Consider the following 12539-nt stretch of genomic DNA (forward strand, 5'->3'; position numbering starts at 1 on the left):
ATCCCCCCCGCTTGGCGACACAGTGGTGGCCCAAACACAATTCAACCCCGTCCCCCCGCCAATGATCAAGTCACTGGTCCGCCGACTCCATAACCGCGTGGAACGTTTCCTGGCCCTGGACAACTGGGGCGAGATTCTGCTGCTGGTCCTGTCGGTGGCGGGGTTGGCGGTGGCCAACTCCAGCCTGGCGCCCACCTATTTCCACGCGCTGCACGCCCCGCTGGGCGTGGGGCCCGCCACCCTGTCGGTCGAGCAGTGGGTGAACGACCTGCTGATGGCGCTGTTCTTCCTGCTGGTGGGGCTGGAGATCAAGCGGGAGATGGTGGGCGGCGACCTGTCCAGCCCATCGCAAATCGCCCTGCCCGGCATCGCGGCCCTGGGTGGCGTGCTGTTCCCGGTGCTGATCTACGTGGCCCTGAACTGGGGCCATGCCGACGCGCTGGCCGGCTGGGCAACGCCGGCGGCCACGGATATCGCCTTCGCCCTGGCCGCTCTGTCGGCCTTTGGCCGGGGGATGCCGCGCCCCGCCTTCCTGTTCCTATCCTCCCTGGCCATTTTCGATGATCTGGCCGCCATCGTGATCATCGCCCTGTTCTACAGCGGCGGCCTGTCCTGGCCGGACCTGGGCCTGGCCGCCCTGGCGCTGGCCGTGCTGGTGGGCATGAACCGCCTGGGGGTGCGCCGGCTGGCGCCCTATCTGGTGGTGGGGCTGGTGCTGTGGGTGGCGGTGCTGCGCTCCGGCATCCATGCCACCATGGCGGGGGTGCTGCTGGCGCTGACCATTCCGCTGGGCAGTGAGGAAGAGGAGGAGGCCGGACGGTCACCGCTGCACCGGCTGGAAGAGGCGTTGCACCCCCTCGTCTATTTCGGTGTCCTGCCCCTGTTCGGCTTCGCCAACGCCGGTGTCAGCTTCCATGGCCTAGAGTGGTCCAGCCTGCTGGACCCCGTGCCGCTGGGCATCGCGCTGGGCCTGTTCCTGGGCAAGCAGCTCGGCGTCTTCGCCTTCACCGCCGCCGCCGTGCGCCTGGGCATCGCCAAGCTGCCGGCGCAGGTTTCCTGGGGCGGCCTCTACGGTATCGCCACGCTTTGCGGCATCGGCTTCACCATGAGCCTGTTCATCGCCGGCCTGGCCTTCCCTGACGCAGCCCTGGCGGGGGAGGCGAAGCTGGGCGTCTTCGGCGGCTCCCTGCTCTCCGCCCTGGGCGGTGGACTGTGGCTGGCCCTGGCGCGGCGCCGGGGCTGATTACAGGCTCGCCCCGGCCAGGGCCCCCTGGGCCAGCAGCATGTGCAGCATGGCCTGCAGGTTCAGCGCCGGCTCCACCGCCAGGCCGGCCGCCGCCGCCTGCTCCAGCGTCTCGCCGTCCAGCAGGGACTGGATCGCCGCCGCGGCGCCGGGCGGCAGCGCCACGCAGACGATGCCGTCGGCCGGACGCAGCACCAGGACCTCACCCGCCGCGGGCTGGGGCGCCGACAGCGCCAAGGCCTCATCCGCCTGCGCCTGCCGCCAGAGCGGCAACACGTCGTGCCGCAGCCAGACGATGCGGGCGGCGGGATGGGCGGTGAAGCGCAACTGGGCATAGTCGCCCGGCGGGAAGGCCGCCAGTTGTGCCGCCGTCAGCGCTGCCGCGTCGGCGGCGAAATAGGCCTCCATCACCGCCCATTCCAGACGGGCCATGTCGGCCGCACCGGCGTCCAGGGGCACCAGCGCCGCCGGGAAATCGCCGCCATAGGCCGAGAGCTGCGGCCGCGTGGGTGGGTGGGCGCGTACGAAATCCAGCGCCGCCGCGCGAAAGGCGGGCACGCCCATGAGCCGCAGGGTGATGGGAAAGGCGGCGGCCAACGCCTCCGCCAGGGATTGCTGCACATTGGCGCGGTAAATCTTCAGCCGCGCCTCGGCCACGGGGCCGACGGCCAGGTCCACGCCTGTTCCACTGGCCCCACCAGCGGGGGCCAGCAGGGCGCGCCGCATCTGCGCCTGAAAGGCCTCAAGCATGGGCGGCCCCTGCCTGAAGTCCATCCAGGAGGGACTGGGCCCGCGCGGCTTCGCCCAGCAGCACCTCCAGCGGCGGCAGATCCATATCCCATTCCACCAGCACCGGCAGGGGGCCGGTGCGGGCCAGCACCCCGGCCAACAGGTCCCACACGCCGTCGGACACCCGGCTGGCATGGTCGTCGATCAGCACCACGCCGTCGGCGCGGGCGTCCGGTCCCACCCAGGGGGCGAAGGCCTCGCGCCGGTGGCCGGCCACATGGATTTCACCCACGGCCGCCAGGGGAAATCCGCCAGGTAGCGCGTGGCGTCGAACCCCAGGTTATGGGCGCAGACCGCGACGTTGTTCACGTCCAGCAACAGGCCGCAGCCGGTGCGCGCCGCCAGCTCCGCCAGGAACTGCGGTTCGGGCATCGCCTCCGCCCCCGGCGGCAGGGTCAGGGGCATGTAGAGGGAGGGGTTTTCCACCAGCAGCCGGCGCCCCAGCGCATCCTGGGCATGGGTGACATTGGCCGCCACGACATCCAGCGTGTCCGCCGTCAGGGGCAAGGGCAGCAGGTCGTTGAGATAGGCGCCATCCGTGCCGGTCCAGGCCAGGTGGTCGGAGATCTGATCCGGTTGCAGACGGTCATACAGGCGCCGCAGGTTGGCCAGGTGGGTGGCGTCCAGCCCCTGGGCGCTGCCCAGCGACAGGCCGACGCCATGACAGGAGAGGGCATGGTCGCGCCGGATGGCCTCCAGCGCCGCGAGGCGGGGACCGCCCGCCACCAGGTAGGTTTCGCTGTGCACCTCGACCCAGGCGATGTCTGGCCGCCGCCCATCCAGGAAGGCCGGCACATGCGGATGACGCAGGCCTATGCCGGCCCGGCGCGGCAGCGTGACCAGGGAGGCGGCGCCCTCGGGCATCTCAGTCCTGCGGAGCCTTGGGCGGCACGACCTTGGTCGCGTCAGCCTTGGGGGCCGCGCCGGCCTTGGGGGCCACCGGACGCGGCGCCTTGCCGATGCCCTTGAAGGGCTTCAGCTTGCCGCCCATGGCGCGGCAGGTGCCCTTGTCCACGTCCAGGAATTCCTGGCCATCATAGTCCACCTTGGACAGGGCGCCGCAATCATGGGTGCCGGCGGCCGACGCGCAGGAATTCTCGCCCGCCTTGGCGATGCCGTAGCACTTCTCCATACCCTCCGGCGCGGGGCCGACATGGGCCTGCGCGCCGGCGCTGAGGGCCGTCAGGGCGCCGGCCAGGGCCAGGGCTGCTTTCAAGGCGGTGGTTCGTTCGGTCATCAGGCCATCCTTCGGCAAGACGGGCGCCATCGCGCGCCCAGGGAGGCCGCCCCAGGCGGGCGGGCAGGCAGACCCTACGCCCTTTGACCGCGCCATAAAACCCCACATGGCGTGTGAAATCGCCGCAAGGACGGCGGGATTGGTGCGACGATTGGAACAATGAATTCCAGGCTTCCTCGATTGTGGGCGGGCGCGGCCCGACCTAGATTAAGCCCGTAACGCCGGCCATCGCCCTTCTTGCGGGTGGTGGCCGGTCCTCCCTCCCCGGCCGTCCGGCCAGCTTTCCCAAGCCTTTACCAAGGAACATCCCATGAAGCGCATTCCCGCCCTGATGCTGGCCGCCGCCCTGCTGGCCGCCGCCCCCGCGACCGCCCTGGCCCAGGCGACGACCGACCTGACGAAGGTCGAGGGTGGTCACTTCACCCTGGACAAGAGCCACGCCAAGGTGGTGTTCGCCATCACCCACTTCGGCTTCTCCACCTATTACGGCGCCTTCCCGGACCTGGAGGGCACGCTGGACTTCGACCCCAAGGCCCCGGCCAAGAGCAAGCTGGACGTGACCATCAACGTGAAGGGCCTGTCCACCGCCAACCCGAAGCTGGACGAGCACCTGAACAGCCCGGACTTCTTCGACACCGCCAAGTTCCCGACCGCCACCTTCAAGGCCACCAAGATCGAGGTGACCGGCGCCACCACCGGCAAGATCATCGGCGAGCTGACGCTGCACGGCGTGACCAAGCCGGTGACCCTGGACGCCAGCTTCCACGGCGGCGGCACCAACCCGATGACCAAGGCCTATGTCGTCGGCTTCGACGCCAAGGCGCAGGTGAAGCGCTCCGAATTCGGCGTCGACAAGTACGTGCCCTACGTCAGCGACGAGGTTGAGCTGCTGATCAGCGGTGAGTTCGACCGCGCCCAGTAATTGGTTATGCCCGGTAATCGGTTATACTGGGCCACGTTCAACTGACTGAAGGGGGAGCCGGACCATGACCGTCGCGGCGCGTTACAACAGCGTGGCCATCCTGGTCCATTGGCTGACCGTCATCGCCATCCTGGGCCTGTTGATCATGGGCTGGACGATGACGTCGCTGCCACCCGGCTCCCCCGACCAGTTCAAGCTGTTCCAGTTGCACAAGTCGGTGGGCATCACCGTCCTGGCCCTGACCCTGTTCCGGGCTGTCTGGCGCCTGTCCCACCGTCCCCCGCCCTTGCCGGCCCACATGCCGGTTTGGGAGAAGGCCGCCGCCCATCTGGGCCATGCCGGCCTGTACGCCCTGCTGCTGGGCATGCCGCTGACCGGCTGGGCCGTGGTCTCCACCTCGAAATTCAACATCCCGACCGTGCTCTACGGCCTCATCCCCTTCCCGCACATGCCCATCCTGGCCGGCCTGGAGAACAAGGGTCCGATCAACGACGTGGTGTCCGAGGCGCACGAGCTGGCCGCCTGGATCCTGGTGGCCCTGGTGGTGGTCCACGCCCTGGCGGCGCTGCGCCATCACTTCCTGGTCAAGGATGACGTGCTGCTGCGCATGGTTCCCCGCTTCGGCCGCCGGGCCTAGTCCCCCGGCCGCCCTTTCCAAGACTGAGGATTCCCATCATGAAGTTCCTCGCCCCCCTCGCCACCGCCGCCGGGGCCGCCGCCTTGAGCGCCCTGCTGGTGGCCGGTCCGGCCGCCGCGGCCAGCTGGACCGTGGACACCGCCCACAGCAAGCTGGGCTTCACCGGCAGCCAGAGCGGCGCCGCGTTCAGCGGCCAGTTCACCCGCTGGGACGCCACCATCGACTTCGACCCCGCCAACCCGGCGACGGGCCACGCCACCGTCACCATCGACATGGCCAGCGCCAAGACCGGCGACGTGCAGAAGGACCAATCCCTGCCCGAGGCCGACTGGTTCAGCACCAAGGCCTTCCCCAAGGCGGTGTTCGAGGCCACCAGCTTTAAATCCAAGGGTGGCAACCAGTATGACGCGGTGGGCACCCTGACCATCCGCGGCATCAAGAAGGACGTGACCCTGCCCTTCACCCTGGACGTGGCGGGCGGCAAGGCCCACGCGGTGGGCAAGCTGGACCTGGTGCGCACCGATTACGGCGTGGGCCAGGGCGCCTGGTCCGACGGCAAGATGGTGGCCCTGGCCGTCAGCGTCACCGTGGACCTGAACGCGACCACCAAGTAAGCCGTAACACAGTAAACGGCAAGATGAGAGAACCCCGGCCGCCACCCGCGTCCGGGGCTTTTTCTTACACTGTATGCTACGCAAGGTCGCAGACGGCGCCGCCAGCGCGTCGATTATTATCGGCAGCCAACCCGCCGCATCGGCATGTCCTGGAGGTTGTTGCCCGTGACCCTGCGCCCTTCGTTTCTGATCCCCGCCCTGGCCACCCTATTGCTGTCGCCCCTGTTGCTGGCCGCCCCGGCGAACGCCGCGCCCTGGACCGTGGACCACGCCCAGAGCCAATTGGGCTTCATCGGCCACCAAAGCGGCAAGGAATTCACCGGCCGCTTCGGCACCTGGGATGCCGCCATCGACTTCGATCCCGCCAGCCCGGCGGCGGGACACGCCAAGGTGACCATCGCCATGGGCAGCGCCGTCATCGGCGATGCTGAAAAGGATGAGGCCCTGCCGGGCGAGGACTGGTTCAACGTCCATGCCTTCCCCGACGCGGTGTTCGAGGCCGCGACCTTCCGCGCCAAGGGTGGCAACCAGTATGAGGCCGTGGGCACCCTGACCATCCGCGGCATCCGCAAGGACGTGGTCCTGCCCTTCACCCTGGACATCACCGACGGCAAGGCCCACGCCGTGGGCCGGCTGGATCTGGTGCGCACCGACTATGACGTCGGCGGCCACGGCCTGTTCAGCAAGGGCCGGTCGGTGGACCTGGCCGTGGCGGTGACGGTGGATCTGACGGCCACGGCCCAGCCCTGACCGGGCGACGCGCGGGCGCGGTCTTACCAAAGGACAGGCGCCCGGTGCATTGGGAGAAGTGCTCCCCTGGCTATGATGCAGCGCAAAGACGCCCGTCCTTTCATCGGGTTATCTTTTCCGGCACGTACCCATCGTGACTGGCCCCATCGTGATAGGAATGCCGCCCCATGCGCGCCCATGACGTAATGACCGAAAATGTGCTGACCGTGACGCCCGACACGCCCGTCAGCCGCATCGCCGCCTTGCTGCTGGAACGGGGCGTCAGCGCCGCACCGGTGGTGGACAGCCACGGCGGGGTCATCGGCATGGTCAGCGAAGGCGACCTGATCGACCGGGAGGAGGCGGGTGCCGCCCATGAGGCGCGGCGCGACTGGTGGCTGGCCCTGGTGGCGGAGGGTGAGCAACTGCCCGCCTATTGGGCCGCGGTGCAGAAGCGGGAACGCACCGCCCGCGACGTCATGGCCGCCCCGGTCATCACCGTCGACATCAACACCGACACCACGGAAATCGCCCGGCTGCTGATCACCCACGGCATCAAGCGCGTGCCGGTGGTGCTGGACGGGACGCTGGTGGGCATCGTGTCGCGCGCCGACCTGCTGAAGGTGCTGGCGGCCGAGCCCGCCGAGAAGACGGAGCCGGCGCACCGCTCCGGCCTGTTCCAGCGCTGGGAACGCAAGGCGCCCTCAGCACCGGCGCCGGTGCGGGAACCGGCGCACGAACCCCTGTTCCGGGCCGCCGACTTCCGCCATCTGGTGGGCAATTTCCATGACGAGAACGCCCGCCACCTGGCCGAGCAACGCAAGGAGGCGCTGGCCCGCCGGCAGGAGAAGGTGCAGGAACTGATCGACCATCATGTGGCCGACCATGCCTGGCACAAGCTGCTGGAGGGCGCGCATGAGGCGGCCGCCCGGGGGAGAAGGAATTCCTGCTGCTGCGCTTCCCGGCCGACCTGTGCAGCGACGGCGCCCGCGCCATCAACGCCCCGGAACCGGACTGGCCCCGCACCCTGCGTGGCGAGGCGGCCGAGATCTACCAGCGTTGGCACCACGAGTTGCAGCCGGCCGGCTTCAGCCTGATCGCCCGTGTCCTGGACTTCCCCAACGGCTTCCCCGGCGACGTCGGCCTGTTCCTGGTGTGGGGCGACGCGGAGGAATAAGCGGGCTTAAGCCGCGAGCGTATCGTCGCGCCCGACAGCGCCATGAGGGTGACCTCATGGCGCTGACAAGGCCCGGATCAAATCCCCGACGTGTCCCGCACCGCGCCGCGCGAGGCGGAGGTGGCGAAGTGGGCGTAGGCCTTGAGCGCGCCCGAGACCTTGCGATCGCGGGTGGCGGGCTTCCAAGCCTTGGCGCCCTTGGCCTTCATGGCGTCGCGGCGGCGCTCCAGCTCCGCATCCTCCACGTCCAGGCGGATGCTGCGGTTGGGGATGTCGATGACGATGCGGTCGCCCTCCTCCACCAGGCCGATGGTGCCGCCCTCCGCCGCCTCGGGCGAGACGTGGCCGATGGACAGGCCGGAGCTGCCGCCGGAGAATCGGCCGTCGGTCACCAGGGCGCAGACCTTGCCCAGGCCCTTGGACTTCAGATAGCTGGTGGGATACAGCATTTCCTGCATGCCGGGACCGCCGCGCGGGCCCTCATAGCGGATCAGCACCACGTCGCCCGCCTGCACCCGGTTGCCCAGGATGGCGGAAACGGCGTCATCCTGGCTTTCGAACACGCGGGCCTTGCCGGTGAAGGTCAGGGCCGCCGGATCCACGCCCGCTGTCTTCACGATGCAGCCATCCACCGCCAGGTTGCCATACAGCACGGCCAAGCCGCCGTCCTGGCTGAAGGCGTGCTCCTTGCTGCGGATGATGCCGTTCACCCGGTCGCGGTCCAGGCTGGTGTAGCGCGAGGCCTGGCTGAAGGCCTGGGTGGTGCGCACGCCACCGGGGGCGGCGGCGTAGAACTCGCTGATGTCGGCGTCGTTGGCGCGGGTGATGTCCCAGCGGTCCACGGCGGCGCCGATGGTGGGGGCGTGCACGGTGGGCACGTCGCGGTGCAGCAGGCCAGCACGGTCCAGTTCACCCAGGATGCCCATGATGCCGCCGGCGCGGTGCACGTCCTCGATATGCACGGTGGCGGAGGACGGCGCCACTTTGCACAGGTGGGGCACCCGGCGCGACATGCGGTCGATGTCAGCCATGGTGAAGTCCACCCCGCCCTCATAGGCCGCCGCCAGCAGGTGCAGCACCGTGTTGGTGGACCCGCCCATGGCGATGTCCAGGGCGATGGCGTTCTCAAACCCCTCGAACGTGGCGATGGAACGGGGCAGGACGCTGGCGTCGTCCTGTTCGTACCAGCGCTTGGCGATTTCCACCGCCGTGCGGCCGGCCCGCAGGAACAGCGCCTTGCGGTCAGCGTGGGTGGCCAGCACGGTGCCGTTGCCGGGCAGGCCCAGGCCCAGCGCCTCCACCAGGCAGTTCATGGAATTGGCGGTGAACATGCCGGAGCAGGAGCCGCAGGTGGGGCAGGCGTTCTGTTCCAGCGCCTGGACCTCGGCGTCGCTGACGCTGTCGTCGGCCGCCGCCACCATGGCGTCGATCAGGTCGACGGAGCGGATCTCGCCATGCACGGGGGCCTTGCCGGCCTCCATGGGTCCGCCGGAGACGAACACGGTGGGGATGTTGAGGCGCAGGGCCGCCATCAGCATGCCGGGCGTGATCTTGTCGCAGTTGGAGATGCAGACCAGGGCGTCGGCGCAATGCGCGTTGACCATGTATTCCACGGCGTCGGCGATGACCTCGCGCGAGGGCAGGCTGTACAGCATGCCGGCGTGGCCCATGGCGATGCCGTCATCCACCGCGATGGTGTTGAATTCCTTGGCGACGCCGCCGGCCGCCACCACCTCGCCCGCCACCAGCTGGCCCAGGTCCTTCAGGTGCACGTGACCGGGCACGAACTGGGTGAAGGAATTGGCGATGGCCACGATGGGCTTGCCGAAATCGGCATCCGTCATGCCGGTGGCGCGCCAGAGGCCGCGGGCGCCGGCCATGTTACGGCCATGGGTGGTGGTACGGGAGCGAAGCTGGGGCACGGAACCAGATCCTGAAAGATTGTTACCTGACTGGGCCCAATTTCTAAAACTATCTGGCCAAAGAGGCAACCTTTCCGGCGTTGGCGCGAACGATCCCCCGGCATGCCCGGCGCGCGGGTCAGCGCCGGGCATGCACGCCTCAGTGCGCGCCGCCGGCGTCCGCCCCGGCGGCGGCCTTCTTCAGGAACAGGATGGCGACGGCCGACAGGGCCATGGCGCTGCCCAGGAAGAAGAAGGCGTCGCTGTAGGCCATCAGCCAAGCCTGGGCGCGGATGCCGGCGTCCACCTCCGCCACCGCCTGGCGCCAGGCGGTGAGGGCGTCGGGCACGCCGTGCTCCATGAACTTCCGCTGCAGCGTGGCCAGGTGCTGGCGGGTGCTTTCGCCGAACAGGCTGACCTGGCCGGTCATGACGTTGGAATGGAACTGTTCACGTTTGGTCAGCCAGGTCTGGGTCAGGGCGATGCCCACGGCGCCGCCCAGGTTGCGCATCATGTTGAACAGGCCGGAGGCGGAGCCCGCGTTCTCCTTCTCGATGCCGCTGGTGGCCACCACCGACAGGGGCGTCATGACCAGGGCCTGGCCGAAGGCGCGGACGATGTTGGGCCAGAACAGCTGGTCGGCGGCGCTGCCCAGCCACAGGTGGATGTTCATGAAATTGCTGCCGGCGAAGATGGCCGCGCCCACCAGCGCCAGCCAACGGGCGTCGAAGCGATTCATCAGCATGGGCACCAGCGGGATCAGCACCAGTTGCGGCAGCCCCACCCAAGCCATGACGGACCCGATCTGCTGCGCGTTGTAGCCCTGGATCTCTCCCAGATAGCGCGGCAGTAGGTAGGAGGAGGCGTAGAGCACCACGCCCAGCAAAGCATTGGCGACGATGCCCAGGCCGAAATTGCGCCGCGCCAGCAGGCGCAGGTTCAGCAAGGGCTTGTCCACCTTCAGCTCGATGACCAGGAAGGCGCCCAGGGCCACGGCGGCGATGACGGCCAGCCGCACGATGTAGGCGGAGCCGAACCAGTCGTCCTTGTTGCCCTCCTCCAGCACCGTCTGCAGGCAGGCCAGGCCCATGGCCATGGTGGCGATGCCCCACCAATCGCCCTGGCGCAGCAGGCCGAGGCGCAGGGGCGCCCGCTCCAACGAGGCCCACAGGGCCGCGACCATGAACACGCCCGGCACCAGGTTGATGTAGAAGATGTATTTCCAGCCGTAGGTCTCGGTCAGGTAACCGCCGATGGTGGGGCCGATGGCCGGGGCGAAGGTGGCGGTCAGCGCGAACAGGGCCAGGCCCAGCGGGTGCCGCGACTTGGGCAGCAGGGTGATGATCAGGGTGAATGCCATGGGGATCAGCACACCGCCGCAGAAGCCCTGGATGGCCCGCAGCACGATCATCTGCTGCAGGTTCTGAGCGAAGGCGCAGGCGACGGAGAACACCAGGAACAGCACCGTGTTGGTGATCAGGTAGCGGCGCACGCTGAACACCTGGCTGAGGAAACCCGACAGCGGGATGACGATGATCTCGCCGATCAGGTAGGCGGTGGCGATCCAGCCACCATCATCCACGCCGGCGCCGATGCCGCCCTGGATGTCGGCCAGCGAGGCGTTGACGATCTGGATGTTCAATACCGCCATGAAGGCGCCCAGCACCGAGCCCAGCACCGCCAGCCAGGTCTTGAACGACACGGTGTCGGCGGCGGGCGTCGAGGAAGGGGCGGCCCGGCTATCGTCCGGGGACGGAGCCGGGCCGCGGGCCGGCGGCAAGGTGCGGGGGAGGTTGCCGCCGGCGGCCGGGGTGCCGTGGGGGTGGGCGCCGTGGGTGTGGGCACCGGGGGGGTGGACGTTGTCGAAGGGGGCCATGGCGTATGCGCCTTAAGCGATCAAAGACCGGCCCTCAGCGGGGCCTGATGTCAAAGCGGCCCTCAGCGGGCCATGGGATAAAGACCGGAAGTGGACTTGGCCAACTGCGGTGCCTGGGGCGCCCCGGCGGGTTGGGTCCGGGTGTCGATGACCGGCTCGGCCGACATGCCGGGCCGCAGCAGGCCCGCCAGCGGCTGGCCGTCATCGAGCACGATCTTCACCGGGATGCGCTGCACGATCTTGGTGAAGTTGCCGGTGGCGTTGTCCGGCGGCAGCAGGGCGAAGCTGGTGCCGCTGGCGGGGGACAGGCTGTCGACCCGGCCCTTCAGGGTGGTGCCGGGGAAGCTGTCGACCGTCACCTGCACTGGCTGTCCGGGGCGCACCTCGGTCAGCTGGGTTTCCTTGAAATTGGCCAGGACGTAGACCTGGGACAGCGGCACCACCGCCATCAACTGGGTGCCGGCCTGGACCAACTGCCCCACACGCAGGCTGCGGGCCCCCACCGTGCCGTCGATGGGCGCGGCGATGGTGGTGTAGGACAGGTTCAGTTCCGCCTGGCGGGCCACCGCCTGGGCGCGGTCCAGCACCGTGGCCGCCTTGGCCTCGGCCGTGGCCAGCACGTCCACCTGCTTTTGCGCCGCCACCAGCGCCGCCTGGTCCCGCTGCAGGCCGGCGGCCTTGTCGGTCACCGCCGCCTCGGTCTGCTGGGCGCGCTGCACCGTGCCAAAGCCGGTCTTCATCAGGTCGCGGTAACGGTCCCGATCCTGGCGGGCGAAGGTCAGGTTGGCCTGGTCGGCGGCCAGCGCCGCCTGGGCCTGGGCCACCACCGCCTGCTGCTGCACCCGCTGGGCCTGGATGTTGCGGATGTCCGCCTCGGCCGTGGCCACGTCGGCCTTGGCCTGGTCCAGCGCCGTGCGGAAATCACGGTCGTCGATGCGGGCCAGCACTTGGCCGGCCTTCACCGGCTGGTTATCCTCCACCAACACCTCGGCGATGTAACCCGAAACTTTTGGCGCGACGGTGGTGTAATCCGCCTGGACGTAGGCATCATCGGTGGATTCGAGGAAGCGCCCCGTCTTCCAATAGTAATTGCCACCCACCGCCGCCCCGCCCAGAAGCGCCACGGCGGCGACGGCGCCGGCCAATACTTTAACGGAAGACTTCTTTACAACCCCGCTCACGACTACTCTCCTTGATTCTGGAACCCGCAGGGACGACCGGGGGCGCTCCGGGCCACGCGAAGTGGCCGGACGACGAACCGGGGGTCGGCGGGAAGGACCATTTCGCTATGGTCCGTTTCGTAAGTGTAAGGTAGTGTGGAACCGGCGCCAGGAGCACTGCGACAAACGAAACGCTGTGTAGCGTTTCCTTTCCCGAACGGTGCGATGAGCGTCACAGACCGGCCCTGGCCAAC

11 protein-coding genes and 1 pseudogene are annotated in these 12539 nt (G+C 68.9%); 6 read left to right on the forward strand and 6 right to left on the reverse strand.

The features are described 5' to 3' along the window. The first annotated feature begins 61 nt into the window (after window positions 1-61). On the forward strand, window positions 62-1243 hold the full coding sequence (nhaA, locus tag ULB03_RS25340) for a Na+/H+ antiporter NhaA (RefSeq protein ID WP_322485858.1): 1182 nt from the start codon (window positions 62-64) through the stop codon (window positions 1241-1243). Here nhaA and ULB03_RS25345 read toward each other — a convergent pair whose 3' ends face one another. The 3 genes and pseudogenes from ULB03_RS25345 to ULB03_RS25360 form a co-directional block, all read right to left on the reverse strand. Then, a complete protein-coding gene (locus tag ULB03_RS25345; protein WP_322485859.1) occupies window positions 1244-1993 on the reverse strand; it encodes a DNA-binding domain-containing protein in 750 nt (249 codons plus the stop codon). Then, window positions 1986-2896 (reverse strand): annotated as a pseudogene (gene bufB, locus ULB03_RS25355) (MNIO family bufferin maturase). Before bufB ends, ULB03_RS25345 begins: the two are co-directional and overlap by 8 nt. A 1-nt stretch (window position 2897) precedes the next feature. After that, window positions 2898-3269 carry a BufA1 family periplasmic bufferin-type metallophore gene (locus tag ULB03_RS25360; protein ID WP_322485862.1) on the reverse strand — a complete coding sequence of 124 codons (372 nt, stop codon included), beginning with the start codon at window positions 3267-3269 and terminating at the stop codon, window positions 2898-2900. Between the two features lie 310 nt (window positions 3270-3579). Between ULB03_RS25360 and ULB03_RS25365 the strand changes: the two genes are divergently transcribed. From ULB03_RS25365 to ULB03_RS25385, 5 genes are all read left to right on the forward strand, one after another. Continuing rightward, window positions 3580-4191 carry a YceI family protein gene (locus ULB03_RS25365; RefSeq protein ID WP_322485863.1) on the forward strand — a complete coding sequence of 204 codons (612 nt, stop codon included), beginning with the start codon at window positions 3580-3582 and terminating at the stop codon, window positions 4189-4191. Between the two features lie 64 nt (window positions 4192-4255). Beyond that, entirely contained in the window at window positions 4256-4828 is a 573-nt protein-coding gene (locus tag ULB03_RS25370) for a cytochrome b (protein ID WP_322485864.1), read from the forward strand. 38 nt (window positions 4829-4866) lie between these two features. Continuing rightward, a complete protein-coding gene (locus ULB03_RS25375) occupies window positions 4867-5442 on the forward strand; it encodes a YceI family protein (RefSeq protein ID WP_322485865.1) in 576 nt (191 codons plus the stop codon). Between the two features lie 165 nt (window positions 5443-5607). Then, on the forward strand, window positions 5608-6192 hold the full coding sequence (locus ULB03_RS25380) for a YceI family protein (RefSeq protein WP_322485866.1): 585 nt from the start codon (window positions 5608-5610) through the stop codon (window positions 6190-6192). Window positions 6193-6359: 167 nt separating this feature from the next. Next, entirely contained in the window at window positions 6360-7268 is a 909-nt protein-coding gene (locus ULB03_RS25385; RefSeq protein WP_322485867.1) for a CBS domain-containing protein, read from the forward strand. A gap of 157 nt (window positions 7269-7425) precedes the next feature. Here ULB03_RS25385 and ilvD read toward each other — a convergent pair whose 3' ends face one another. The 3 genes from ilvD to ULB03_RS25400 all read right to left on the reverse strand — a co-directional run bounded on the left by ilvD (window position 7426) and on the right by ULB03_RS25400 (window position 12306). Further along, complete coding sequence (gene ilvD / locus ULB03_RS25390; RefSeq protein WP_322485868.1) at window positions 7426-9270, reverse strand: dihydroxy-acid dehydratase; 1845 nt, start codon at window positions 9268-9270, stop codon at window positions 7426-7428. A gap of 139 nt (window positions 9271-9409) precedes the next feature. Continuing rightward, window positions 9410-11125 carry an MDR family MFS transporter gene (locus ULB03_RS25395; RefSeq protein WP_322485869.1) on the reverse strand — a complete coding sequence of 572 codons (1716 nt, stop codon included), beginning with the start codon at window positions 11123-11125 and terminating at the stop codon, window positions 9410-9412. Between the two features lie 62 nt (window positions 11126-11187). Then, the gene (locus ULB03_RS25400) at window positions 11188-12306 is read right to left on the reverse strand and encodes an HlyD family secretion protein (RefSeq protein WP_322485870.1); all 1119 of its coding nucleotides are present in this window, start codon (window positions 12304-12306) and stop codon (window positions 11188-11190) included. Window positions 12307-12539: the final 233 nt, after the last annotated feature.

Source organism: Nitrospirillum goiasense, assembly GCF_034427435.1.
Taxonomy (GTDB): Bacteria; Pseudomonadota; Alphaproteobacteria; order Azospirillales; family Azospirillaceae; genus Nitrospirillum.

Bases quoted from the DNA above. Each gene is read 5' to 3' on its own strand.
- nhaA (WP_322485858.1), top strand. From the start codon at position 62: ATGATCAAGTCACTGGTCCGCCGACTCCATAACCGCGTGGAACGTTTC.
- ULB03_RS25345 (WP_322485859.1), bottom strand. From the start codon at position 1,993: ATGCTTGAGGCCTTTCAGGCGCAGATGCGGCGCGCCCTGCTGGCCCCC.
- ULB03_RS25360 (WP_322485862.1), bottom strand. From the start codon at position 3,269: ATGACCGAACGAACCACCGCCTTGAAAGCAGCCCTGGCCCTGGCCGGC.
- ULB03_RS25365 (WP_322485863.1), top strand. From the start codon at position 3,580: ATGAAGCGCATTCCCGCCCTGATGCTGGCCGCCGCCCTGCTGGCCGCC.
- ULB03_RS25370 (WP_322485864.1), top strand. From the start codon at position 4,256: ATGACCGTCGCGGCGCGTTACAACAGCGTGGCCATCCTGGTCCATTGG.
- ULB03_RS25375 (WP_322485865.1), top strand. From the start codon at position 4,867: ATGAAGTTCCTCGCCCCCCTCGCCACCGCCGCCGGGGCCGCCGCCTTG.
- ULB03_RS25385 (WP_322485867.1), top strand. From the start codon at position 6,360: ATGCGCGCCCATGACGTAATGACCGAAAATGTGCTGACCGTGACGCCC.
- ULB03_RS25395 (WP_322485869.1), bottom strand. From the start codon at position 11,125: ATGGCCCCCTTCGACAACGTCCACCCCCCCGGTGCCCACACCCACGGC.